Consider the following 26,410-nt stretch of genomic DNA (forward strand, 5'->3'; position numbering starts at 1 on the left):
TTATAAAATAATTAGGGTAAAACCCTATAATTAACATCTGATATTTATCGAACCCATATTATCTATGACTTTGTCCAAAAGCTTTCTTAAGGATTCAATCTCTTCTTCTGTCATTCCATTAACCAGATAATAGTCAGTGTTTTTTCTTCGCTCCCTTCGTTTATCAACAAACTCCAGTCCCTTTTCTGACAGAGTAACATTTCGGCACCTGCGATTGTCAGGATCTGTCACGTTTTTGATCATGCCCTTTTCTTCCAGCCTCTTCAAAAGACCTATCGTAGTCGGATGCTTGATATGAAGAGCTTCAGAGATATCCTTTTGAGTCACTTTTTTATCTTTGTGCTCATCAAGGTACGAGATCACCATAACCTGAGAAAAAGTTATATCATCTTCCTTAAGCTCTCTATTGAACATTGCAACAAAGCCCTCATGGATAAGTTTGAACTTAAAGCCTATGGGCTCATGTTCACGGTCTCTAAAAAACTCATTTTGTCCGTCTGTGCAACTCATTTGTCCCTCTCTTTTCGATATTTTTCGTTGAAAAGAATGTCTTTTCCATAAAAAGAAAACATGTAGTTAGCTACATGTTATATAATACGTAGCTAGCTACATGTTGTCAAGAAGTCACTGCACAACTTCATAAAACTTTCATATTTAATTATTCCTCTACTTCAAACCAGTCATCCTGATCTTCATCGTAGTAGTAGTATCTGTCCTCATATTCATCGTAATAGAACAGAGTATTGGTCTCGTCATCATATAGATAGAGGACATCATCTTCATACATGTACCAGATCTTTTCTTCGTGATCATATACCCAGTCATTTTCATAATCATCGCCATCAAAGAAATACTGCCCCGAGCCACCGCTGCTGTAGTTAAAACCATAATCGCTTTCGTAGGATCCCCAGCCGCTCCAATCATCCTCAAAACCACCATAATCGTAGTAGTCATCATATCCGTCGCTTGAAACAAATGATCCCAGCCATTCGATATACTCATTGTCTAAAGATATGCCTTTAAAGACATCTTTCAACTTGTCATAAAAGTCAGAGTCTCCATAGGGCAGCGAAACCGAGAGGCCTGTAAGCTCATTTTTGTCTGATGTGTGCCCGTAATATGCCACAGAAGCCTTAAGTACAGACATAAGCTTTTTGGCCTCATCACTGTTGTTATCCACACTTTCCATAAGGGCCAGTATGTCGCTTATGTAATAATCTGAAAGAGTTACATCGCTACCATCAGATCCCCAAAAATCCCATTCCTCAATCGCTCTTCCTTTAGCCTTATGGTTTCTACTGTAATTCTTGTCAAGAAGCTTATATTCATTTTTATATGCATAATTTTTCCAGGCATTGAATAAATCTGTGGCAACTGATACGTTAAAAAGAGCAAGACAGGCTGAATCACCGCCATCTTCATTTTCGTTGTCTGTTATTATGTCATCAATAATATATTTTCCCAAAAGAGGTGTTGCCATTCCCGGATTTTCTTCAAAAGACTTCATCCACCTGTTGTAGTTCCAACCAAGTCCTGATTCAAAATCCTCTGAAAGGAGAGCATATTTGCAATAAGGCGAAAGGGCGTAACAGGTTTCCATGCTGGCCATAATACAGCAGTCCATTCCGATCATGTCAAATTGAATGTCACTGTTTTCAGCAAAGGCCTTCGCCATCTCATCAATAGTCAGACTTTCGTCTTCATCCTGCCACTCATCATAGCCAAATCCATAAACCGGGCCGCCGCCATGATTCCAAAATACAAAAAGATATCTGTCAGCAGGATACTTTGTTTTACAAAAGCCCACAAATTCCGATAACGTATCTTTTGCTGTGCAGTCAAGCTGTCCCAGATTATCTCTCACCAAAACAAGATTTCCGTTATCTACTTTGTATGTCTGTGCCGTTTGTGAAGATATCCCAAAGCCATGCCACTTTTTTGTCCCCATGGTCTGAATAATGACATTTACATTATTCCCTATGGCAGAGGTAAGCATCTCCTCTATATCTTCACATGCCTCCCCCGCCTCTGACTCAAGGTCTGATCCATTCATGTAGATCATTATTGTGGCTGATTTTGCGTCAGTATCCACAGATACCACATCAATATCAGCATACGGATTTAAGGCACTGTTTTCCTGTGACTGCTCTGTTACAGCATCACTTGTCTGTACCGTCTCAGGACTTTCATCATCCGTAGGTATTAGCATGATAACAATAAACAAGATCCCCAGTATTGCCAGAAGTATCAGTATAGTTTTCCCTATCTTTTTAAGCATTAAGTCCTCCCCATTTTCCCAACGCAACTAAAAACTGCCAGAATACGCTCTGTATCCCGGCAGTTTCATTTTACCATATGTTTATGCTATCTAATTATATAAATAATCTAATACCATCATTCTTTTGCAGACTCTTTCAAAAGAGCTACGATTTCTTTCTCGTTATCAAGGGCCATGACTTTCTCAGCCAGCTTATCGGCCTCTTCCTTGCTCCACTTAGAGATAACACATCTTGCAGTAAGAACAAGAACAGGATTAACGCTGAATTCTGTAAGTCCAAATGATATAAGAAGAGGAATCAGCATAGGATCAGCTGCAGCCTCACCACACATTCCTACAGGAATTCCTGCCTTTCTTCCACATTCTATGATGTTCTTTATTGAACGAAGCACAGATGGCTGGAAGGTTGAATAAAGATATGCAACATCAGCATTTCCTCTATCAACACTCATTGTGTACTGAGTAAGGTCATTAGTTCCGATTGAGAAGAAATCTGCTTCCTTTGCAAGAATATCAGCTATAAGTGATGCAGCAGGAGTTTCGATCATGCAACCCACTTCAATATCCTTGTCATAGGCAATTCCCTGCTCATCGAAATCCTTTTTGATCTCCTCTACCAGCTCTTTTACCGCTCTAAGTTCATCAACGCAAGTTACAAGCGGGATCATGATCTTAACTTTACCAAATGCACTTGCTCTGACTATTGCACGGAGCTGTATCATATAACTGTCTTTATTGCCAAGACAATATCTGACAGCCCTGTATCCAAGAAATGGATTTTCTTCTTTCTTCATATTGAGATAAGGTATATCTTTATCTCCACCGATGTCCAGAGTTCTGATGATCACAGGCTTTCCACCCATAATCTCAGTTGCCTCCTTATAAGCAGCAAACTGCTCATCTTCAGTAGGCATGTGATTGTTATCCATAAACAAGAACTCTGAACGGAAAAGACCTATTCCTTCACCGTCACATTCAATGGCCTTTTTAGCATCCTTTGGAGTACCAATGTTACAGAAAAGTTCAACAGTGTCGCCATCAAGAGTCTTAGTTTCTTTTCCAAGGAATCCCTTGAGTTCAGACTGTTTTTTGATGAACTCTTCTCTCTTTAAAATGTACTGTGAAAGCACATCTCCCTCTGGGTTAATATATACATTGCCCTCAGTTCCATCCACAATGGCAGTGTCTTTATCCTTAACAAGCTTTGTAATATCAGGCACAGAAAGCACTGCCGGTATTTCCAGCGCTCTTGCCAAAATAGCTGAATGAGACGTCTTACCACCAACCTCAGTAAGAATACCAACAACGTTTTCCTTGTTGATCTGAGATGTCATTGATGGAGTAAGATCTTTAGCCACAAGAACTGTTCCCGGAGCAACCTTACTAATATCTATATCCTTTATACCAAGGAGAATTTTGAGCATAGAGATCTTAACATCACTGATGTCTGAAGCTCTCTGACGCATCATATCATCGTCCATCTTTGAGAACATGCCAATGAACATGTCACAAACTGCCTCTACAGCAGACTCGGCACACTGACCCGAATCGATCATTTTGGTCATCTCTCCGGCCATGGAAGGATCGGAAATCATAACTATATGGCCCTCGAGGATTTCAGCTTCTTTTGGACCAATCTTCTTCCTGATGTCTTCAGCCTGAGCAGTTGTTTCGGTTATGAATTCCTCTACAGCTTTATTAAAACGTTCTTTTTCAGCTTGTATATCTTCAATTTTTTTCGCTTCAAATTTAAGATCGTGCTCAACAATAACGCAGACACTTCCGATTCCTATTCCGCGTGATGCGGCGATTCCTTTAAACATTCATACCTCCTAATGAAGTTCTGCTCTCGGATCTCCAATCCTCGCCAGAACGTCAGTCTCCTAATCCACTCTCAACAAGTTCTACAGCCTTCTTTAAAGCTTCTGCTTCATCAGGACCGTCGCACTGGATCTCGATCTCAGCACCGCACTTGATGCAAGCGCTCATAAGCATCATAACACTCTTAGCGTCATAAGCTGTTCCGTTGAAAACAACCTTAACATCGCTACTAAAAGGAGTTACTGTCTGACAAAAAAGACTTGCCGGACGCATGTGCATTCCCTGTTCATTTGTTACTTTTACTACCTGTGATACCATTTTTTAATCCTTTCTTAAATGAAAACCTAATGTACAGCCATTAAAAAATGGCTGTACATTATCTATTTGTGTTATATCAGTCTTCAACATTCTTTTTAAGAAGACCAAGCATAAAGCATCCTGCAACAGATCCAATCAAAAGTGCTACAAGATACATTGCTACGTTACCAACTACAGGGAATACGAAGATTCCGCCGTGAGGTGCTCTAAGTGTACACTTAAATGCCATTGAAAGAGCTCCGGCAATACCTGAACCAACCATAAGAGATGGGATTACTCTGATCGGGTCAGCTGCTGCAAATGGAATAGCACCCTCTGTGATGAAGCAAAGTCCCATGATAAAGTTAACAGGACCAGACTTTCTCTCTGCCGGAGTAAACTTATTCTTAAAGAAGATAGTTGCAAGAGCAATTGCGATTGGAGGAACCATACCACCAACCATGATTGCAGCCATGATCATATGACCAGTCTCATTCTGGTTAGCAAGACTTGCAAGTCCAAATGCGTAAGCAGCCTTATTAAGAGGGCCACCCATATCTGTTGCCATCATTGCTCCAAGAAGGATACCGAGAACTATCATAGAACCTGTTCCCATTCCTTCAAGAAGAGCTGTTATCCATGCATTAAGAGCACCAACGATAGGGTTTATCGCACACATAACAAGTCCGATGATAAAGATACCGCAAAGAGGATAGATAAGTACAGGTTTGATACCTTCAAGTGCCTGTGGAAGTTTCTCACAAATCTTTTCCATGAAACGAACAAGGTAACCAGCTGCAAAACCAGCAACCAAAGCACCAAGGAAAGCTGAAGGAACATCTCCGCCAGGTGAAACGAAAGTTGCACCTGTGCTTGCAAGTGCGCCACCTACAAAACCAACTGCAAGACCTGGACGGTCTGCAATACTCTGTGCAATAAATCCGGCAAGAATTGGAAGCATAAATCCAAATGCCGTACCACCAATTGACTTAAACCATGCGGCAACAGGAGTGTTGCTACCAAAGTTACTTGGATCAATTGAGAAATCATCCAAAAGGAATGCGATAGCGATAAGGATACCACCACCAATAACGAATGGAAGCATGTGTGATACACCATTCATAAGGTGCTTATAAGCCTGACGTCCTACTGATTCATTTGAATCGTCAGAAGCTGCTGTTATCTTTCCTGAATGATGGTAGATTGAAACATTACCGTCAGTTGCCTTCTTAATAAGGCCCTCAGGATTATGGATAGCTTCTTTTGTTGATGTTATGACAACAGGCTTTCCATTGAATCTGCCCATATCGATGTTTTTATCACATGCAACGATAACTGCATCTGCCTCTTCAATCTCTTTTGCAGTAAGTACGTCTTTTGCTCCGGCTGAACCATCTTTTTCAACCTTGATATTTATTCCAAGCTCTTTTGCCTTAAGCTCCAGAGCTTCAGCAGCCATAAATGTATGAGCAATACCTGTAGGACATGCTGTTACACCAACAAGCTTCTTAACTGATGGTTTTGATGCAGGTGCTGCAGCTGCTGCCTTGGCACTTGCCTCTTTATCCTTTTCAGCTTCCTTATCATCGATAATCTTAAGGAACTCATCAGCTGTCTTAGCTTCAACAAGCTTCTTGGAAAATGACTGATCCATAAGAAGAGTCATAAGCTTTGAGAGAACTTCCAAATGTGTGTCAGCTGCTGTATCAGGTGCAGCGATCATGAAGAAAAGATTACTTGGATTCCCGTCAAGTGACTTGTAATCGATTCCTGCAGGGATTGTAATTGCAGTAAGACCTGCAGTCTTTACTGCAGCGGACTTTCCATGAGGAACAGCGATACCCATCCCGATAGCTGTTGATCCCTTCTCTTCTCTTGCAAGGATTGCTTCTTTAAACTTAGCGGCATCATTTAAGTTGCCAACTTTTGAATGAAGCTCGATAAGTGCATCGATTGCGCTATCCCTGTCTTTCGCAGGGGAATTCAAGAGTATACCCTCTCTTTTCAGTAAATCTGTGATTTTCATAGTCCCTCCTTGTATGCCTTATAGGCTAATATATAGTTCGTGTATTGCCTGTCCTGTTGCCAGATCATCTGAAAAAGCAGTTGCACTTCCAGCAGCAGTACCCATTTTGAGAGCCTCTTCATAGCTCCCTTTATTTAGATATCCGGCTATGAAACCTGCGACCATTGAATCGCCTGCACCTACCGAATTTCTAACCTTCCCCTTTGGAACGCCTACACGGTATTTTTCACCGGTCTCAGTAATGAGCATTGATCCGTCACCAGCCATTGATATAAGAACATTTCTGGCGCCCATTTCCTGAAGTTTTCTGGCATGTTCCTCGATTTCATCATCGGTCTTAAGGACCGTTCCAAACATCTCACCAAGTTCATGGTTGTTTGGTTTTATCAAAAATGGATGATATTTAAGAACATTCTTTAAAAGATCCTTAGTAGCATCCACTACAACTTCTATCTTTTTATCGCAGACAAAAGAAATAATTTTCTCATAAACGTCGCTTGGAAGAGAATTTGGAATACTACCTGCAAGTATAAGAATGTCACCATCCTTAAGCTCTTTTATCTGTGCAAACAGCTTATCCAAAGCATCAGCAGGAATCTTAGGTCCCTGAGCATTTATCTCTGTCTCAGCCTGACCTTTTATTTTTACATTAATTCTGGAGATTCCATCACTGAGCTTAATAAAGTCAGCCTTTATTCCTCTCTCAATAACACTTTTTTCAATCGCCTCTCCGGTGAAACCTGCCACAAATCCAAGAGCAGTATTGTCTATTCCTAAGTTTTTAAGAATAGTGGATACATTGATTCCTTTTCCACCAAAGTAACATTCCTCAGAATCAGAGCGGTTTGTCATTCCCGGCAAAAGGGAATCGCTCATTCTGACAACATAATCAATTGCCGGATTAAAAGTTACCGTATAGATCATGTGTTTCCTCCTTACTTCAAACAATCTTCACGATTGTCTTACTACTATAATTCTTACTGGGCTCTTTATCCGTTATAATGCAGCAACTTGTTATGTCTGCAAAAGTAACCGAACTTACCTGACCAAACTTGGTATGGTCCGCCAAAACATAAGAGATATACGCATGCTTGACCGCTTCCTGTTTTACCAGAGCTTCATCCACATCCGGGGTTGTAAAACCGGCAGGTATTGAAATACCATTGGTTCCCATAAAAGCTTTGGTAAAGTGATATTTACTAATGCCTTCGATACAATCCGGTCCTATAATAGCCTCTGTTGAAGCCTTACACCTTCCACCAATAATCATGGTGTTAAGTCCCTTTTCCAAAAGCTTTTTGGCATGCACTATTCCGTTTGTTATGTATTTGGCCTTATTGTTCTCAATATACTTAATCATCTCAAGAGTTGTCGTACCAGAATCAATATAGACAAAATCCTCATCATAAATCAGGGAAGCAGCATATTTACTGATTGCATCTTTCTCTTCCTTGTTAAGCGAAGCTTTTGCTGATACTGACGGTTCAAAAGTTGTCACATCTCCTGACATAACAGATGTAGCACCGCCAAACACCTTGAGTATCTTTTTTTCGTCATGAAGAACAGAGAGATCACGACGAATCGTAGCAGCAGACGCATCAAATTTCTCCATGAGTTCTGCCACCGTAACCGCATTGTTATCATTGACATATGAAACTATAAGATCACGACGCTCTTGTGTAAGCATATTGCCCTCTTTTAGATTTTATTGAATAAATGATAACATCATACTCAATCATAATCAATCAATATTAATCACAATTAATCACTGATATACTTGTTAAATACTCACAAAACAAGCACAAACGCTCAATATGTGTAATTTTTGTGACCAAAAATGAGCATCTACTTCCACTTCTTATATTATATATGAAAGCTCATAAATATATTCTTAAAAAAGAATAAATATCAAGGTTATACCGTAAATCTTTCTTTACAAAAACGCTTTTAATAAACTAAAATATTGTTAGGGTTTATATTAAATCATGGAGGTAATTGTCTTGGAAGGAATGATTTTAACAAATGAACAGGTTGATATCCTAGGTGAGATTGCCAATATAAGTATGGGAAATTCCGCAACAACTCTCAGCATGATGGTAAACAGAAAGGTAGATATCACTACCCCTAATGTTAAAGTCATTAAGAGAAGCGAAGCCCTTGATGATTATGAAAAAACCTGTATTTTTGTGCAAATCCATTATGTAAAAGGTTTGCAGGGAAATAATGTACTCGTTTTAAAAGAACACGATGTCAAAGTCATGACTGACCTTATGATGGGCGGAGATGGAACAAATACCGATAGCGAGATCACAGAACTTCATTTGTCAGCAGCATCGGAAGCAATGAATCAGATGATGGGCACAAGTGCCACGAGCCTGTCCTCCATGCTGGGAATTGCAACTGATATAAGCACTCCTATCGTCAACCAGATTGACGTAGAAAGCATAAAAGTTTTTGAAAAAATGTTTGATACCACCTATGATAAATTTGTTAAAATAGCATTTAGGATGACGATAGGTGACCTTATCGATTCCGTTATGGTACAATTATATCCGGTACAGTTTGCTGAAGATATGTGCCAAAAATTTATGAACAAAGGAAAATAGTATTTATAATGAATAAGGCAGAAACACTAGAAATCAAGAAGCAGTTCACCCCAGACAGGTGCACTATCGATCACATCTGCGGATGCTATGTTGATCATGAAAAAAACAAGCGACTCACTTTTAGAAAAGCCTTTGGACAGATCCCAGAGGACGAAATGTTTAAATATCTGGATATTTTCCAGCACACACTTGCAGGATCATTTGGCAAGAATCTGATCAGTCTTGAGTTTCCTCTTGACCAGGAACAGCCGGGAGGGACTCAGGACTTTCTTTTGACACTCCGCAATTCAAGACTTGAAGATGATGAACTTTTGGAGGAATTCTACGACAAGATCATCGCCAATTACATCAACGGAGAAAACTACTACATCATCATAGTTCATGCAGTATATGATATTCCGGGTGTTACAAACGATGGAATTGAAATGGAAGATGCTTCAGACAAGATATATGATTACATTCTTTGTAGCATTTGCCCTGTAAAGCTTTCAAAGGCAGGTCTTGGCTACAACGAATCAAAAAATGTTATTGAAGACAGATATCGCGACTGGATAGTGGAAGGCCCCACAAAGGGTTTTCTTTTCCCGGCTTTCATCGAAAGAGATATGGATATCCACAATATGCTTTACTTCACAAAAAAGCCTGATGACCTTCAGCCTGAATTTGTAGAAGCTATGTTCGGCGGAAGAGCTCCAATATCCGCTCCCGAGCAGAAGGGCATCTTTGATGCGGTTGTCCAGAACACCATAGGTGAGGATGCTGACTATGACATCATGAAGAACATCCATGACAACCTAAACGATATGATTGAAGATCACGCTGAAGACCCTGAACCGCTCGAGCTCTCCAAAAAGGACGTCAAACAACTACTGCAGGACAGCGGTGTATCCGAAGAACGTCTTGGATATTTTGAGGAGAACTACACTAAATGTGCAGGCGATGAGGACTTTCCTCTTCTTGCAAGCAACATAGCAAACACGAAGAAATTCGACATTGAAACTCCTGACGTAGTGATCAAGGTTAAGCCTGATCGCACTGATCTTGTAGAGTCGAAAATTGTCGACGGAAGGCAGTGCCTTGTGATCGCAGTAGATGATCATATTGAAGTAAACGGAATCAACGTTAGAACATTCATGAATAAATAAGAGCAAACTGCAATAAAAAAGCATGTTGCTTGCAACATGCTCGCGCCGAGCGCGGTTGCATTTATGCAACATCTTCCAATCGCGCGAGTGCGCTTCCTTAGCGGAGCGATTTTTTATCATAGGAAGCAATTTCCTATGATAAAAAAAGAGCTTTTACTTGTTTCATATCATTTGAAACATAAGTAAAAGCTCATTTTAATTTACTACATAATCAACGCATGCCGCGAAGCATCTCAATAGCTGTTTGTGGATGATCCTCGGATTTATGTTTATGATCATCGTACTTGTTAAGAAGTCTCGCACGCATCTCTTCAGGATGGTTATATAATTGATCCATCACTCGGTCAAAGACCTGTTTCCATTCACCCATATCGTCGCCTCCATACAAAAGACCAACAACAGTAGCGTGATTTATATTATCTGTTTTTCATAAGCTTTGCAATGTCATTTTACACAAAAAAGTATGAAATAACTGTGTCCTCGAAAAACAAAAACAGTCTTCGATCATAATAATGAATCTTTTATTCACCTGTAATTATCAAACAATTCCCTGAGCCTTCATAGCCTCAGCGACCTTAAGGAATCCGGCAATATTTGCGCCTGCAACATAGTCGCCTTCCTTGCCATATTTCTTTGCTGCTTCGGAAATACTCTTATAGATGTTAACCATAATGCCCTGAAGCTTGTTGTCAACCTCTTCGAATGTCCATGAAAGTCTCTCGCTGTTCTGGCTCATCTCAAGAGCTGATGTTGCAACACCACCTGCATTAGAAGCCTTACCACAGATGAAGAGTACTCCATTGTCCTGAAGGTACTTTGTAGCTTCAATTGTTGAAGGCATGTTAGCACCCTCACATACAGCTACTACTCCATTTGCTACAAGAGCCTTTGCATCATCAAGATCAAGCTCGTTCTGTGTTGCGCATGGAAGAGCTACATCACATTTAACGTTCCAAACGCCGTGCTCACCGTTCTTTTTCTCATGATACTCTGCTGACTTTCTTGCAGCAGCATATTCTGAAAGACGTGCTCTCTTAACCTCTTTTACTTCCTTAAGAAGTGCAACATCGATTCCTTCAGGATCATAGATCCAACCTGTAGAATCAGAACATGTAACAACCTTAGCACCAAGCTGCTGAGCTTTCTCGATAGCGTAAATAGCTACGTTTCCTGCTCCGGATACAACAACTGTCTTACCTGCAATATCCTGGCCATGATCCTTTAAAAGTTCCTCTGTGATATATACAAGACCATATCCTGTAGCCTGTGTACGAGCAAGAGATCCACCATATGTAAGTCCTTTACCTGTAAGAACTCCTTCATATACGTCTCTGATTCTCTTATACTGTCCATAGAGATAACCTATCTCACGTCCGCCTACACCGATATCTCCTGCAGGAACGTCAGTATCAGCACCAATATGTCTGAAAAGTTCTGTCATGAAGCTCTGACAGAATGCCATAACTTCTCTGTCTGACTTGCCCTTAGGATCAAAGTCAGAACCACCCTTACCACCACCGATAGGAAGGCCTGTAAGAGAGTTTTTGAAAATCTGCTCAAATCCAAGGAACTTGATAATTCCAAGATTTACTGAAGGATGAAAACGAAGTCCTCCCTTGTAAGGTCCAATTGCTGAATTGAACTGAACACGGAAACCGTTGTTTACCTGAACCTGTCCTTTATCATCAACCCATGGTACTCTGAAAAGAATCTGTCTTTCAGGAGTAACAAGTCTCTCCAAAAGAGCATCCTTACGGTATTCTTCTTCGTTAGCTTCAATAACAACACGGAGTGACTCAAGTACCTCCTTGACTGCCTGATGGAATTCTGGCTGAGCTGGGTTCTTTTCTACGACGTAATCGTAGATCTCATCAACGTATGACATTTCATTCTCCTTCCTGTGCATTAGCACATAAAAACAATGTAATAAAAAGGGGCGTAAGAAACCAAAGGTCTCTACGCCCCATTGCGCAGACATCACTGCATGTATACGATTATACATTTTAGTAATTTAAAGTGCAATAGTAAAATCCAATTTATTTTCAATTATTCATCAGAGTTCTCTTCTTGGTTTTCTTCAGAATGTTCTTCAGACTCCTCTGAATTATCTTCAGAATTTTCCTCTAACTCTTCTGTTTCTTCAGAATTCTCCTCATTTTCAGATTCTGAAGATGATTCACTTTCGTTGTTTTCGGAGCTTTCAGTCGTTTCCTCGACTTCCTGTACTTCTTCCTCTTCTTTCTCTTTTACGATCCAGCGGTAGAAGAATGCATGATTACCAATCATCTCATATTCGGCAATTCCATAATAATCCGCCCAATATCTTGTCATGAAAAAGAGATAGTCTCCTACGCGGGCTCCATCCAAAACCTCCTGAGCCGCACGTATACATGTGGAATTGGGGCCATTTGATATGATAAGCTCAACTTTTCCTGAACGGTATGAAGCAAACTGCATGTTCTGCGTTATTACACCCACAACTGTACTTGGGAAAGCAGAACTCTTAACTCTGTTCATGATAACCGACCCTACTGCAAGCTTACCTGTATATGATTCTCCATCAGCCTCAGCCTGTATCGTCGCTGCAAGCCATGTAAGTTCGTCTGCACTTGCAGAATAAGAACCTGAAGTATCTTCCTTGGTCATTGCAAGTCTCTCTGCTATCTGTTTAGCAAGAGCAGCCTGCGCTGCAGCCGTTTTTGCTTCCAGGGCTTTCATCTTGGCATCAAGTTCAGTTAGCTGTTTATCATAGTCAGCAAGTTTATTTTTTTCAGAAGAAAGTGAATTTTTGGTACTGCTAAGCTGTCCTCTTACTGTGTCAGTAAGATCAGCCAATTCATCATGCCTGTCATCAAGCTGTATCTGATATTGATCAAGTTCTGCCTCTTTCTCTTCTACGACAGCCTTTTTGTTCTCAATATCAGCCTGTAATGCCTGATATTCGCCAATCTTTCGCTGGTCATATTCAATAATGGCATTCAAATATTCAAATTTTGTTAAAAATTCCTGGATTGAACCTGATTCCAAAAGAATTTGCAGAAGTCCGGAACCTGAACCATTTTCATAAGTTGACTTAAGCCGTTTCTTTAAAAGATTATATCTATCCTGTTCCTCAGCTTTTGCCTGCTGAAGTTCAGAATTCAGCTTAACGATTTCTGAAGACACTTCAGCCATTGCCGCTTCTGCTTCGGAAATCTCTTGGTTGAGCGAATCAAGTTTATTGGAATATCCATTAATTGTACTCTGCAATGCACTGCTTTGAGTTTCCAGATTGGATACGTTACTCTGAGTCTGGGCTTTCTGTCCCTGAAGGGCACTGATAGCATCCTGAGTTTCCTTTGTCTGCTTTTCAAGATCAGAGATTTCCGCCTGAGTTTGTGCTTCCTGCTGCTGCATCACAGCAATAGTATCATCATATTCATCAGCATAACTGACAAATGGAATATTTCCAGCTATTATCACTATGAGCAAAATCCCAACTAAATACTTCTTTTGCATAAACTCCTCGACTTACTCTTCTATAGCCCCCACATTCTCACCTTGTCTTTCATCAGAAGTTCCCTCGACCTCTTCAGAAGTAATAGCCGTTTCTTGTATATCTTCTGTAGTTTCTATTACATCTATCGCCGGAATCTCTGTTTCCCTCTCGATAGGAAATACTATTCCGTTAGTCTTTCTTATAAAATCCATCATATTAAGGATCTTAAGACTTTCAGAATGAGGCATTTCAGGACATTCCAGCCACTTTTCATTAAGCGCTCTAACGCATGCCTCAACCTCGTACTCATAACCTGTTTTCTGCTTAGGACGTTTGTAATAAGCAGTCTTTTTATGGTCAGAGTCATAAACAGTGATTCCCTCAAAATTATTTATATTATCTACAACTATATATCCCTTGGTTCCATAGATAACACCATTTCTGTCGCTCAACGAAAGCCCGGACGCATTAAGTACTGCCATTTTGCCATCTCTGTACCTAAGTGTAATGCTATCATGAAGATCCATTCCAAAATTGTTAAAAGAACACATGGAAACAATATCAGTCACATCATTTCCAAATACCATTGATGCAAAATTAAGAACATATACTCCAAGGTCAAGGAGAACACCACCTCCAAGTTCAGGTTTGGCAATTCTCTCTTTGTACGCAATGTTGTATCCGAGATTTGCTGTAAGCATAGTAGGTTCGCCAATAACTCCGCTTGAAAGAATCTCCATGAGCCTGTTTCTCATAGGCATAAATCTAACCCACATAGCTTCTACTACAAGGAGATTTTTCTCCTCAGCCAGATCAAATATCGTTTTTGCCTGCTGTTCATTCAGCATAAAAGCCTTTTCACATAAAACGTGCTTGCCATTTAAAAGAGCCAGCTTCACATTCTCAAAATGCTCAGAATGCGGAGTTGCAACATAAACAAGGTCAACTTTGGGATCAGCTACAAGGCTTTCATAAGATCCATAATATCTCTTTATTCCATATTGGGCTGCAAATGCTTTAGCCTTCTCTTCAGTTCTGGAACCCACAGCATAACAGGTAACTCCCTTAGTATTCTTAATGGTTTTGGCCATTATACCTGCAATTTTGCCGGTCCCCATTATAGCAACTCTTGTTCGTCCAAACATACAGTGCGCCTCCTTATTCTGGTCTAATTACTCCAAAAATTCAGATTTGATATATCCTGTATTTCCATTATACTCTACTTTTGCCCAACCGTTAGCATACTGCTCTATTACATTGACAGTTGAACCGGAATAAATCATTGCAAGAATTTCAGATTCTGTGCTTTCTGACTTACGAAGTCTTACTGTATCTTTAACAGTCATCTTACCAGTCTTAGTAGATGTACTCTTGTTTGAAGTGGATTCTGCCTCTGTTTTTGTCTCTGTTTCTGCCTCGGTTTCTGTCTCAGTCTCCGTCTCTTGCTCTGTACTATCAGCTGAAACAGTTTCTTCACTTACAACTTCAAAGAACTCAGTCTTTACATATGCAACTCCGCCATTATATTCGATTCTGCTCCACCCGTTAGCAAGAGCCTCCAGTTCTTTAAACTCTTCGTCCTTGACTGTCTTTCCAAGAACATCCGCAGTCTCACTATCTGATTTTCTGATATTTATTACATCAGTTGCCTTAATAGTACGAACTGTTACTGTCTCAGGTTCTGCCTCCTGCTCCTCTTCGCTGGCTTCTTCTGAACTTTCATCGCTTGCATCAGCAGATTCTGAAACTGATGAGCTTGCCTCAGAAGATGCGAGTGCTTCTCCAACTGATACCTGTATTCCTGATCTCATCTTAGTCAGAAGTTCTGCCAATTCTTCATCAGAGTTGACCATCTCATTGTAGCTGGATGCAACCTTATTGTTCAGGTCAATGACGTCCGCCTGAACATTTACATTCTTTATATACTCAATCTCATTGGCATCAGCTATATCACCATTGATATAAAGATTACCATCCTCATCAGTACAGATGTACATTGTTTCAAGTCCGGGAATTGCTTTTTCATACTCATAGAGCTTAACCTCGTTATAAACGTATGCCACATAACTTCCGTTCAATGGACCAGGCTTTGTATATACAACGATGTTCTCAAAATCATCTATATAGTCTGCAGCCGCAACAGCCTTAAGCGCCTCTGTTTCATCAAGTCCCTTGTAAATAGACTTGATAGTCTCTGAATCTCCATTAGCCATTGCAGTGTAATAAGTATTAACAAGAGCATTCACATCAGGATATGCATTCTCCTCCATTGTCACATCCTGAATCTCAAAAGTTGCTGCCGCATCAGAATCTGCCGGAGCCTCAGCAAGCATCGCAGCCCTGCGGTTTGCAGTGATAGCAATCACAACAGTAATAGCAACAGCCAAAACCAGAATAACAGGCATAAGAATCTTTTTATTATCACCCAAAATTGCAAATATATCCTTTTTTTCATTTCTCCATGAATTAAAGTCATTTTTCTTTTTCATTATAAAAAACCTCTGAATAAGTAATAGTCCCCACTATACCAGTAAACATGCACCCGACTGGACTCGAACCAGCAACAAAGGCGTCGGAGGCCTACGTTTTATCCATTAGACTACGGGTGCATACATACCCGAATATAATATCATATGCGCACTCTAAAGTCCAATTTAAATAGCCATTTCCTCTTGTAATATTCCCATTTTACCTGTGTTTTTGTCATAATAATAAACATTATCACTGAGCACTTCTCCATCCTCCACAACAGTGCAATTTACTTCTTTTACCATTTTATAAAGATAGTGTGGATCTACTACCATTTTCTCCGAAGGAAGAACTATCACCTCATGCACAGATGAAGGGATTATGATCAGATTACTTTTGAGTGCTTTGGAAATTGCCTCCATAGCCCCGGGATACAAAAATGCTCCTGCTCCGTTAATCTTAGAACTGTTTGATAAAACGAACATTTCAGGGAGGGTTCCAGCAGTCTGCATTTCCCTCAAGGCAGGAACATACTCGTCCATATTACAAAATGACAGAGGCAGAATTTTGGGTGCATTCTCATATACATTCTCCCAGAGTTCGTCAGCAGAGACCTCCCATTCACTTAAATGCTCATTCTTTATAGTGATAAGTCCTCTTCCAAATATTTCATCCTGAACCAGACAAAACGGGACCATGGCAAGATCTGCAAATTTCTTATGAGGGATGTCCCTAAGAATTTCTTCATTCTTGTAGTAATTAACAACCTTAAACGCCAAAAGACCTGCCACCTTCGAAAAATCAGTAAAAAAAGACACATCTATGTTCTTCCCCGGCGCATACTGGTTATACATTTCAACAATTTCATTTACAATGCTCATGGTAATCATCCCATCCATAAATTTATCGTAGAGATTATCAATATAAATTGTAGGAGCTACGTTTTCTGTCTGCTTTCTGATTATGAGTGCGTGATTGACTACTCCATTATTCTTGGTAATCTCCTTAAACTCCACATCCACAGCATTTCCAAGTGCGTCTTTAACTTCCTCTGTCATGATTCTTCCAAATTCTAATATATTCATTTTCGTATCCTCTCCATTTTGAATTATTGATAAAAGTAAAAAAAGAAGACAATAGTCCAAATAAACTATTGTCTTACATTCGTTTCTATAAAATTATGATCTAAATGAATCAGATACGGTTATATACAGATTAAACTCTTGAAAGGTACTCACCTGTTCTTGTATCAATCTTGATGATATCTCCTTCGTTAACGAAGAGAGGAACATAAACAGTTGCACCTGTCTCAACAGTTGCAGGCTTTGTAGCACCTGTTGCTGTATCGCCCTTGAATCCAGGCTCTGTCTCAGAGATTGCAAGCTCTACGAACATTGGAGGCTCAACTGCGAATACACTTCCATTATAAGAATTGATCTTACAAACTTCATTCTCCTTTACAAACTTAAGAGAATCGCCAACCTGCTCAGATGTAAGTCCGATCTGCTCATAAGTCTCTGAATCCATGAAGTTGTAAATATCGCCATCCTGATAGAGATACTGCATATCTTTTCTATCGATACGAGCTGCCGGGAATTTCTCAGTAGGACGGAATGTTGTCTCTTTAACACCGCCATTGATGATATCCTTAAGCTTTGTTCTTACGAAAGCAGCGCCTTTACCAGGCTTAACGTGCTGGAATTCAATAATCTGACATACGTTGCCATCGATTTCGATGGTCATACCATTTCTGAAATCACTTGCAGAAATCATAAAAAATCCTCCTAAAAAACGTCACTATCTGCGTTTAAGAAAGTAACAATATAAATTTTTACATCAAACAACTAGTATAGTTTAAACTATAGACTTGTTTTTTTCAACTATTTTTTTACGGGATAGTCTATCTAATTATAATATGTCAATATGTTCTCCAGCAAGTGCTTTGTTCATACTCCTGACGGCGCAGAATTTACCGCACATAGAGCAGGTATCATCAAATTCAGGTGCTCTGTCAGCTCTTATCGCTTTTGCAGTTTCAGGGTCGATTGCACACTCCCACTGTTTATCCCAGTCAAAGTTCTTTCTGGCATCAGCCATTTCATTGTCGATATCCATGGCATGTGGGATTTTTTTGGCTATATCAGCAGCATGCGCCGCAATCTTAGAAGCGATTATACCCTGCTTTACATCATCTACATTCGGAAGCGCAAGATGTTCAGCCGGTGTCACATAACAAAGGAAAGCAGCTCCTGCTGCCCCTGCGATAGCACCACCTATTGCAGATGTAATATGGTCATATCCCGGAGCAATATCTGTAACAAGAGGTCCAAGTACATAGAAAGGAGCTCCCATACAGATTGTCTGCTGCATCTTCATATTTGCTTCGATCTGATCCATAGGCACATGTCCAGGACCTTCAACCATGACCTGAACGTCTTTTTCCCAGGCTCTCTTTGTCAGTTCTCCAAGTCTTACCAGTTCTTCTATCTGGCATACATCGCTGGCATCCGCAAGACATCCCGGTCTGCAGGCATCTCCAAGTGAAATTGTCACATCATGCTCTCTGCATATTTCAAGGATTTCATCAAAGTATTCATAGAAAGGATTTTCCTCTCCCGTCATGCTCATCCATGCAAAAACAAGTGAACCACCTCTTGAAACAATATTCATTTTTCTCTTATGTTTTTTTATCTGATCGATGGTCTTTCTGGTTATTCCACAATGAAGTGTCACAAAGTCAACGCCATCCTCAGCATGAAGCCTTATAACATCGATAAAATCTTTGGCTGTAAGTTCAGAAAGATCCCTCTGATAGTGGATAACACTGTCATAAACCGGCACTGTTCCCAGCATTACAGGGCACTCTTCGACAAGCTTTTTTCTAAAGGGCTGTGTATTTCCGTGGGAAGATAAGTCCATAATGGCGTCAGCGCCCATGTTTACAGCCGCCATCACTTTTTCCATCTCAACATCATAATCCTTGCAATCCCTTGAAACTCCAAGATTTACGTTTATCTTTGTTTTAAGCATTGAGCCTACACCCTTTGGTTTTAGGCACTTATGGTTCTTGTTAGCACAGATTGCCACCTGTCCCCTTGCTACAAGGTCCCTTATTTCTTCTGCTGATCTGTACTCATCTTTTGCAACAGCCTCCATCTGAGGTGTTATAATCCCCTTCCTTGCAGCATCCATCTGTGTTGTGTAATTTGTCATACCTTTTCTCCTCAAGTTTTTATTTTGTAAATATTCACTTCAAATTATGCAAAAGAGGCCCTCGTCCTCTACCGATATCGAGCCTCGCCGATATGCACTTTTCAATATATTCTTTTGCTCTTTTTACCGACTCTTCCATGGATAAGCCTTCAGCCAGATTGCAGGCAATAGCGCTTGATAACGTGCATCCTGTGCCATGGGTGTTGGGATTGTCTATCCGCTTACCTTCTATAAAGATAGGATTTTTTTGATACAGGCAATCACAAGCTTCATCCTCACTGTCAAAAGAGCTGTGTCCGCCTTTTACCAAAAAGCTGCAGTCATATTCTTCTGACAAAAACATGGCAACCTCTTCCATATCTTTCTTTGAGCCTATTTTCCTTCCACTTAATATCTCAGCCTCCGGAATATTAGGCGTTACGAGATCACACAGACAAAAGAGCTCGTTTTTAAGGAACTCTCTCGCTTCTTTTTTTGAAAGCTCTGTCCCTGATGTTGAGCCAAGAACAGGGTCAAGTACGATATTTGATGCCTTGTTTGCAACAAGCACGTCCCGTACAGCCTTCATAACATCAGCGTCAGGAAGCATTCCTATTTTTATGGCATCAGGCCTTATGTCATCAAATATTGCATCAAGCTGTTTTTTTACAAATTCAGCTTTCACCACCATGATTCCGCTGATTCCAAGCGTATTCTGCGCAGTCAAAGCCGTGATAACGCTCATCCCGTACATGCCATGAGCTTCAATAGTCTTAAGATCTGCCTGAATCCCGGCTCCGCCCGAGCAATCACTTCCTGCTATTGTAAGTACTGTTTTCATGCTTTTAGTTCCTCGTATGCCTTAAGCAGCTCTTTTGCCGCCTCGTATGAGTCTTCTGCCTTCATGATTGCTGAAACAACGCATATTCCAGCGATTGGAGCATTTTTCAAAACATCAATATTATCTTTATTAAGACCGCCTATGGCATTAGCAGGAATAGGCACACTATTGCAGATGTCAGTCAGAGTCTCAACAGATGTGAGAACCGTTTTTACCTTGGTAGTCGTCGGATAAATAGCTCCAACTCCCAAATAATCTGCACCGTTTTGATATGCTTCAAGGGCTTGGGGAACTGTCTTTGTGGTGGCGCCTATTATTTTCTTTTCACCCAGGATTTTCCTTGCTTTATCCACCTGCATATCGCTCTGTCCAAGATGAACTCCCTCAGCATCTACAGCCATGGCAACGTCCACTCTGTCATCTATTATTAATGGCACATTGTATCTTTTAGCTATTTCATGAGTCTTTGCCGCAAGTTCAATGTAGTCTCTTGTACTCTTGTCTTTTTCCCTTATCTGAAGCATGGTCACTCCGCCTCTTAAAGCATCTTCCACCTTCTTCAAAAAAATCTCTTCAGCCAGGTTAGTACTATCTGTAACCAGATACAGTTTCATTTGCGTTCTGTCTATTCTGCTCATTTAACTTTTTCCTGCTTTCCTCGTAAGTTATATATTCTGGAGTTTGATCCGTTTTTCGATGATATCCTCGTTTACAACTGATAGTTCATCCAAGAGTTTTATAAGAAAACTTCCACAGCCTATTGGGCTGCACCCTTCATACATGTCCTTTTGATTCTTTAATAGTTCTTCCCTTGCCAGCTCGCCTGCAATTCCAAAAAACGCACAGGCTTTTATAACTTGATCAAGACTTTTATCATGGGCCAGAAAGCTTGCACATACTGCTCCAAGCATACAGCCTGTACCTGTGACAGATCCCATTTCCGGAACTCCGTTTAATAAAAGAAATGTCTCTTTTCCATCAGTTATGACATCAGTCTCACCGCTGCATAAAACAACTGCATTTAAACTTGTTGCAAGCTTTATTGAAGCCTTGATGGAATCCTCTTTTTTTAAGCTTTCATCGGCATCAACCCCAAGTCCCCTGTAGTGCTCATCAAGAAGTGCCTTTATCTCGGAATTGTTGCCCTTTATCAAAAAGAATCCTTTAAATTTCCTGCTCTTATCACGCATTAAGGCTGCTCTTTTATTTATTAATCCCAGCACAAAATTTCTTCTTAGTTCCGAACACGCAACTCCTACCGCATCAAGCACAATAGGCAGCTCTTTAAAAAGAGCCGCCTCAAAGGATATTTTCATGGCTTCCATCCTGGTATCAGATATATTTCCAAGATTTAAAAGAAGCGCTGATGCATCATTTGTTATTTCTTTTACCTCCAATGGATGCTCAGCCATTATAGGCTTATCGCCAATAGCAAGCACCGCATTGGCACACTGCATCATAGATATTGGATTTGTAATACAATGGATCAAATCAGCCATTATGCCGCCTTCTCTTTTGTATCAATGTCTTTTAAACTGTTCTGAATCTTTGAAAGAGCGCCTGCTGCCTCCAATCTGTTAAGAAGTACGAATGCGATACTTCCACCGATCAGCGTTCCGCAGATAAATGATGGTACATAGAAGAACCATGTAAGTCCCTGTTTTCCCCAGATATATGTCATTACAGGGTAAGAAACAATTGCACCTATGATTCCTGTTCCAATGATTTCACCAAGAACAGCTGCGATGATCTTTCCTTTAGAAAGTTTGTAGAAAATACCGGAAAGCGCTGCACCAAATACAGCTCCTGTAAGAGCAAGCGGAGGAATGCCCATGATCATCATTCTGATAACTCCGATCAGGATCGCACACAAAAATGCATAGGCAGGTCCCATAAATACAGCACAGGTGATGTTGATAAGATGCGCCATTGGGCACATTCCCTCAATTCTCAAAATCGGTGATATTACCACCCCGAGTGCAACGAACATTGCAAGCATCACCATCCTTAATAACCAGTTACTTTTTTTCATACCTTTTCTCCTTTTCTCAGACGGCTTTGCTCATAATATTCACAAGGGTCCTATCCGCTCTGCGTTTTTCCCATAAACGCACGAAGCGGAAGTAACCTTGTTTGGTTGCTTCCGCGAATATTCTCCTATGTATCAGGCATCCCTACGTTGGCATTATCCAAATCAGGTTCTCGGTCGAAGGTCGCACCTTCCTCTCAGCCTGTAATACAAGCTCCCGTCTGTTAAATTTTCCTTTCTCTTTATACACCAATTCAATAGCAGGTGCAAGGGGAATTTTGCCATTTATATATCTTTATTTAGCTTCTGTGCTTGGCTGGTTTGATGATTTTTCTTTAACCGCACCCCTATTTTCAAATTTGTTTTTCCTGAGCAACCATTATTTTTTTAACCACACCCTTTTTCTCCCAAATCTTTTTCCTATACAATCCTAATTCAACCAACTGCACCCTTTTTTGAGGGTGCAGTTAAGACAAAACAGTCAATATGGGAAATATATTTTTTGAAAATGGGGTGCAGTTGGAACAAAACAAGTCACATAGGAAAGCCAATAACAGTTTGTGGTCACACAAGGGATTGTAGTATGATTATTTGCATAAAAAATAGACAATATATGAGGAAAAATATGAAGAACAGTCTGCATATGAATAATCAGCAAATGATAAAAGGGTTATTCTTTGATTTTGATGGAGTTATCACGATTGAGAGTCAAGGTTCCCCAACAATTATTTCCTATATTTCCCAAGAGGCAAACATTCCATACGAAACAGTTGAGAAGGCTTACTACAAGCATAATGATGACTTGTTATACGGAAATATTACACATAGAGATATGTGGGAAGATTTTTGCACGGATGTGGGCAAACATATAGATTATCAAGTGCTTGATAAAGCGTTTATGAATATTACTATCGATGAAAAGATAGTTGATTATATAAAAGATAAGCATAACAATTATCTAATTGGAATGATAACTGATAATAAAGCAGATAGGATAAATACTATTGTTAATAACACTTTGCTAAAAGAGTTTTTTCGACATTATCGTAATTTCGGCAGACGTTCATAGTCGAAAATCTGAAAAAAAGATATTCGAAGAAACTTTAAAGTCATCCAGCCTAAAAGCTGAAGAATGCGTGTTTATCGATAATACTGCTTCCAACTTGGTCGTACCAGCTCAAATGGGATTTACTACGATATATTTTGATGATGATAAAAGAGATCTTCGTGACCTGTACAACTTCTGATGGCTTCAGCTTTGCGCTGCTTAGAATAAAGGCACAAAAACCTGTTATTTTCCCTTTTATTCTGCCTTCACATTATTTATAATCTTTTTTAATACGAAAAATTTGGAAATAGGAGCTGCAATAACATGAAAATTCTTGTAATCAACGGACCAAATCTCAATTTCCTTGGAATAAGAGAAAAAGCCATATATGGAAATCAGGATTATGCATATCTCTGCAACATGATAAGAGAAAAAGCTGCAGCAGACGGTGATGAGGTCATAATATTCCAGTCCAATCATGAAGGCGCAATTATAGACAAAATACAGGAAGCCTATAGTGATGGCACCCAGGGAATCGTAATAAACCCAGGAGCTTATACTCATTACAGCTACGCTATCCATGATGCACTAAAGAGCATCGAGCAGATCATCAAGGTTGAAGTACATATTTCAGATATCCAGTCCAGAGAAGAATTCCGCAAGGTTTCTGTAACTGCTCCTGCCTGCGATAAACAGATCTATGGCCATGGGCTTAACGGATACCTTGAAGCCATGGATTACATAAAAGAAACTCTTTCAAAATAATACTAATTGGAGATTAAACATGGGAACACTTGAAGATGCAAGAGAAGTTTTTTCAAAAGATCTGTATGCCACAGAGCTTTCCGGTGCCGTTATCGATGAGATAGGTGAAAACTATGCAAAATGCAGCATGGAGCTTACTCCCAAACACAAAAATGCCTACGGCGGCATAATGGGCGGCGCCATCTATACACTGGCTGATTTTGCCTTCGCAGTAGCATCCAATTACGGAAAAGAGTGCGCAACAGTTAGCCTTGTAGGTCAGGCAAATTTCATGTCTGCAACAAAAGGAAACAAGCTTTTTGCAGAAGCCAAACTCTTAAAAGACGGCAAAAGAAACAGCTTCTTCGAAGTCACTGTGACAGACGATCTTGATAAGCTGATTGCAGTAGTCTCCTTCACAGGAGCACATGTACCATTTAAATAAACCACTCATTTAAAGTGATGCTTGTAGATTTTCTCCTTTTCATCCCATCGTACAGATAACTTCAGCACTATTCTTTATTTTTATCCGTACAATATGGTCATTTTTTGCTCAATGATCTTTCCTTTTACGGATAAGATTGCATGTTGTATGCTGTCTTATCCGTACGTCACGCGGGAAATGAAGTGTCTACTGACAGATTGTACGGATAAGATTGCACGTTGTATGCTGTCTTATCCGTATGTCACGCGGAAAATGAACTATCTACTGACAAATTGTACGGATAAGATAGCACTTTATCAGCATTCTTATCCGTACATCTGCCAAAAGTACCGGAATTTTTTTAGACATACATCTTTATTCGATGTTTTCTCCCCAAAAGATATCAGCAAAAAGATACAGAACATATAATGGTGTAAAAATGTTGATCTGGGCATATAGCTCTACACATCCTTGAAAGTAGCCACCCCTACTGTTCCAATGTCATTTAGTTAAGGTATTCAAGTGCATTTAATACATAACGGATGGCGTAAAAACCCCGTTTTAGAAAACTTCATATCTTGTTTGCAAAACAAATGGCACGCCAAGAAAGCAGGATTGCTCCTGCTTCTTCCGTGCCATTTATTCTTGGAGAAATTTATGCTCTATAACTTAGTGGAACTACACGTTTGGTATGCTTTTTTCTTGGATATGTGCGGCCTTCTCGGATTGGCGTGACGTTACCTATCAACAACAGTTCCACTGTATCACTAGACATTCTGTTATGCAGGAAATCCCTGCAAGTAATCACAGCATCAGAAATAGAGACTTTGTATTCCAACAAGCAGTCCTTTTTCGGGAGTTCTACGCTATGAACCAGTAGCATTGTAAGATTGAAAAGAATCATGCGTGCATATATTTCCTGACAGATAAAGTCCCTTCTCTTGCTGTGAAAGGAATTTAATGCCATGTTGTATTTTAAGAAGCTGAAGGATGTTTCAATTTCCCATCTCAAATGATAAACATGTTTTAATTCTTCTGATCCAAACTCTTCTTGCGGTAGATCAGTGAAAAGGAATTCATAATTCCCTTCTGATAACTTGATCTTTACCAGCCTTGTTTTGACATGAAACATAGATTTTTTATCTTCTGGTGGTATGAAATCAAGCTGCCTGCCATGCTTGAGACAAACATATTTGTCAGGTCGTGTTGTATAACACTTCTTCCAGCTACGGGTTATGTCAAAATCCAGTATTATGTCAAATTCATCTGACTCTGGCAGGGTAAACCGCCTGATAAATGCCATAGAAGCCTCATCAGAATTCATTCTTAATACGTAGTGATACTTAGACACTGAAATATGAGCAAGGACATTCAGCGAGAAGTAGCCACGATCAGCGATAAAAATACTTTTTTCGGGAAAAGCTGTTCGCTTGATAAAATCAATAAGTGCAGACCGTTCATTTATCTTGCTGCGTGGTTGAATGTTCACATCTACATAACGCTGTTCGAGTACATCCAAGATAGAATTGAGATGAAACTGATAATAGCCAACACCTTCTGTGTTAGAAGCTACATATGTCTTCTTATCATCATAAGCAGGTATATTCAAATCTGATCCGTCACAAGCTAGAAGATGGTATCCTTTCAGGGTTTTTTTGATTGGTTTGATCTTGTTGACGGCGGAGAAAATAAATGGAAGAAACTTGTCATTGAGCTTATCTCTTTGCTGGATAATCGCAGCTTTTGTGATAGGTTGTTTCTTGGAAGATGTTGGTCTGAAGAAGAACCGCCTGATCTCACGATTAAGTGTTCCTGCTTCCATAGTAAGCAGGAATGTAACAAGATCTCTGAGCGGACATAGTCTGTTACGAGTAAAATCCGTACCAGGTCTTTTAACAAATGGTGTTGGATCGGCAACAATAGAATCAATGGTTTCAAAAAACTTCTTTTTGATGTATGATGCTTTCATAAGTGTCTCCCTTAAATCAATGTGTGGTCGGATACCTTTGATT

General features: G+C 40.0%; 25 protein-coding genes, 1 tRNA gene and 1 riboswitch. Of the genes, 5 read left to right on the forward strand and 21 right to left on the reverse strand.

What is annotated here, in order from left to right:
* Positions 1-30: 30 nt before the first annotated feature.
* The 7 genes from BM146_RS04060 to BM146_RS04090 form a co-directional block, all read right to left on the reverse strand.
* Positions 31-510 (reverse strand): MarR family winged helix-turn-helix transcriptional regulator, encoded by a 480-nt coding sequence (locus BM146_RS04060; RefSeq protein ID WP_074884723.1) that lies wholly within the window; start codon positions 508-510, stop codon positions 31-33.
* A 148-nt stretch (positions 511-658) separates the two neighbouring features.
* Positions 659-2,278 carry a clostripain-related cysteine peptidase gene (locus tag BM146_RS04065; protein ID WP_074884725.1) on the reverse strand — a complete coding sequence of 540 codons (1,620 nt, stop codon included), beginning with the start codon at positions 2,276-2,278 and terminating at the stop codon, positions 659-661.
* A gap of 116 nt (positions 2,279-2,394) precedes the next feature.
* Complete coding sequence (ptsP, locus tag BM146_RS04070; protein ID WP_074884728.1) at positions 2,395-4,101, reverse strand: phosphoenolpyruvate--protein phosphotransferase; 1,707 nt, start codon at positions 4,099-4,101, stop codon at positions 2,395-2,397.
* A 52-nt stretch (positions 4,102-4,153) separates the two neighbouring features.
* The gene (locus tag BM146_RS04075; RefSeq protein ID WP_022773040.1) at positions 4,154-4,417 is read right to left on the reverse strand and encodes an HPr family phosphocarrier protein; all 264 of its coding nucleotides are present in this window, start codon (positions 4,415-4,417) and stop codon (positions 4,154-4,156) included.
* A gap of 76 nt (positions 4,418-4,493) precedes the next feature.
* A complete protein-coding gene (locus tag BM146_RS04080; protein WP_074884731.1) occupies positions 4,494-6,422 on the reverse strand; it encodes a PTS fructose transporter subunit IIABC in 1,929 nt (642 codons plus the stop codon).
* An 18-nt stretch (positions 6,423-6,440) separates the two neighbouring features.
* Positions 6,441-7,346, reverse strand: a complete 906-nt coding sequence (pfkB, locus tag BM146_RS04085) for a 1-phosphofructokinase (protein ID WP_074884734.1) — start codon at positions 7,344-7,346, stop codon at positions 6,441-6,443.
* A gap of 16 nt (positions 7,347-7,362) precedes the next feature.
* Complete coding sequence (locus BM146_RS04090) at positions 7,363-8,109, reverse strand: DeoR/GlpR family DNA-binding transcription regulator (protein WP_074884737.1); 747 nt, start codon at positions 8,107-8,109, stop codon at positions 7,363-7,365.
* A 322-nt stretch (positions 8,110-8,431) separates the two neighbouring features.
* Between BM146_RS04090 and fliY the strand changes: the two genes are divergently transcribed.
* The gene (gene fliY / locus BM146_RS04095) at positions 8,432-9,028 is read left to right on the forward strand and encodes a flagellar motor switch phosphatase FliY (RefSeq protein WP_242949335.1); all 597 of its coding nucleotides are present in this window, start codon (positions 8,432-8,434) and stop codon (positions 9,026-9,028) included.
* 8 nt (positions 9,029-9,036) lie between these two features.
* Entirely contained in the window at positions 9,037-10,173 is a 1,137-nt protein-coding gene (locus BM146_RS04100) for a DUF4317 domain-containing protein (protein ID WP_074884742.1), read from the forward strand.
* Positions 10,174-10,384: 211 nt separating this feature from the next.
* Here BM146_RS04100 and BM146_RS19340 read toward each other — a convergent pair whose 3' ends face one another.
* From BM146_RS19340 to thiW, 13 genes are all read right to left on the reverse strand, one after another.
* Positions 10,385-10,543: a hypothetical protein gene (locus BM146_RS19340; protein ID WP_177201583.1), complete on the reverse strand. Its 159-nt coding sequence runs from the start codon at positions 10,541-10,543 to the stop codon at positions 10,385-10,387.
* Between the two features lie 168 nt (positions 10,544-10,711).
* Positions 10,712-12,058 (reverse strand): NADP-specific glutamate dehydrogenase, encoded by a 1,347-nt coding sequence (gdhA, locus tag BM146_RS04105; protein ID WP_074884748.1) that lies wholly within the window; start codon positions 12,056-12,058, stop codon positions 10,712-10,714.
* A 161-nt stretch (positions 12,059-12,219) separates the two neighbouring features.
* Positions 12,220-13,671 (reverse strand): cell wall hydrolase, encoded by a 1,452-nt coding sequence (locus tag BM146_RS04110; protein ID WP_074884752.1) that lies wholly within the window; start codon positions 13,669-13,671, stop codon positions 12,220-12,222.
* Positions 13,672-13,683: 12 nt separating this feature from the next.
* Complete coding sequence (locus tag BM146_RS04115) at positions 13,684-14,796, reverse strand: Gfo/Idh/MocA family protein (RefSeq protein WP_083413389.1); 1,113 nt, start codon at positions 14,794-14,796, stop codon at positions 13,684-13,686.
* Positions 14,797-14,823: 27 nt separating this feature from the next.
* On the reverse strand, positions 14,824-16,140 hold the full coding sequence (locus tag BM146_RS04120) for an SH3 domain-containing protein (RefSeq protein WP_074884755.1): 1,317 nt from the start codon (positions 16,138-16,140) through the stop codon (positions 14,824-14,826).
* Between the two features lie 48 nt (positions 16,141-16,188).
* Positions 16,189-16,260, reverse strand: a tRNA-Arg gene (locus BM146_RS04125).
* Between the two features lie 45 nt (positions 16,261-16,305).
* A complete protein-coding gene (locus BM146_RS04130; RefSeq protein ID WP_074884758.1) occupies positions 16,306-17,205 on the reverse strand; it encodes a DUF5688 family protein in 900 nt (299 codons plus the stop codon).
* A gap of 130 nt (positions 17,206-17,335) precedes the next feature.
* On the reverse strand, positions 17,336-17,893 hold the full coding sequence (efp, locus tag BM146_RS04135) for an elongation factor P (protein WP_074884761.1): 558 nt from the start codon (positions 17,891-17,893) through the stop codon (positions 17,336-17,338).
* A 135-nt stretch (positions 17,894-18,028) separates the two neighbouring features.
* On the reverse strand, positions 18,029-19,333 hold the full coding sequence (gene thiC / locus BM146_RS04140) for a phosphomethylpyrimidine synthase ThiC (protein WP_074884764.1): 1,305 nt from the start codon (positions 19,331-19,333) through the stop codon (positions 18,029-18,031).
* Between the two features lie 34 nt (positions 19,334-19,367).
* Positions 19,368-20,153 (reverse strand): bifunctional hydroxymethylpyrimidine kinase/phosphomethylpyrimidine kinase, encoded by a 786-nt coding sequence (gene thiD, locus BM146_RS04145; protein ID WP_074884767.1) that lies wholly within the window; start codon positions 20,151-20,153, stop codon positions 19,368-19,370.
* On the reverse strand, positions 20,150-20,791 hold the full coding sequence (thiE, locus tag BM146_RS04150) for a thiamine phosphate synthase (protein WP_074884770.1): 642 nt from the start codon (positions 20,789-20,791) through the stop codon (positions 20,150-20,152). The genes thiD and thiE overlap by 4 nt, the downstream gene beginning before the upstream one ends.
* Before the next feature lie 27 nt (positions 20,792-20,818).
* Positions 20,819-21,652, reverse strand: coding sequence for a hydroxyethylthiazole kinase (gene thiM, locus BM146_RS04155; protein WP_074884773.1), 834 nt, complete (start codon positions 21,650-21,652; stop codon positions 20,819-20,821).
* Positions 21,652-22,185, reverse strand: a complete 534-nt coding sequence (gene thiW, locus BM146_RS04160; RefSeq protein WP_074884776.1) for an energy coupling factor transporter S component ThiW — start codon at positions 22,183-22,185, stop codon at positions 21,652-21,654. Before thiW ends, thiM begins: the two co-directional genes overlap by 1 nt.
* A 121-nt stretch (positions 22,186-22,306) precedes the next feature.
* Positions 22,307-22,411: riboswitch (TPP riboswitch) on the reverse strand.
* Between the two features lie 396 nt (positions 22,412-22,807).
* Here thiW and BM146_RS04165 point away from each other — a divergent pair.
* From BM146_RS04165 to BM146_RS04175, 3 genes are all read left to right on the forward strand, one after another.
* Complete coding sequence (locus tag BM146_RS04165; protein ID WP_074884779.1) at positions 22,808-23,251, forward strand: HAD family hydrolase; 444 nt, start codon at positions 22,808-22,810, stop codon at positions 23,249-23,251.
* A gap of 303 nt (positions 23,252-23,554) precedes the next feature.
* On the forward strand, positions 23,555-23,995 hold the full coding sequence (locus tag BM146_RS04170; RefSeq protein WP_074884782.1) for a type II 3-dehydroquinate dehydratase: 441 nt from the start codon (positions 23,555-23,557) through the stop codon (positions 23,993-23,995).
* Between the two features lie 19 nt (positions 23,996-24,014).
* Complete coding sequence (locus tag BM146_RS04175) at positions 24,015-24,419, forward strand: PaaI family thioesterase (RefSeq protein ID WP_074884785.1); 405 nt, start codon at positions 24,015-24,017, stop codon at positions 24,417-24,419.
* Positions 24,420-25,053: 634 nt separating this feature from the next.
* Here BM146_RS04175 and BM146_RS04180 read toward each other — a convergent pair.
* Positions 25,054-26,367, reverse strand: a complete 1,314-nt coding sequence (locus tag BM146_RS04180; RefSeq protein ID WP_074884789.1) for an IS4 family transposase — start codon at positions 26,365-26,367, stop codon at positions 25,054-25,056.
* Positions 26,368-26,410: the final 43 nt, after the last annotated feature.

This window comes from Butyrivibrio proteoclasticus, assembly GCF_900115735.1.
Classification (GTDB): Bacteria; Bacillota; Clostridia; order Lachnospirales; family Lachnospiraceae; genus Butyrivibrio; species Butyrivibrio proteoclasticus_B.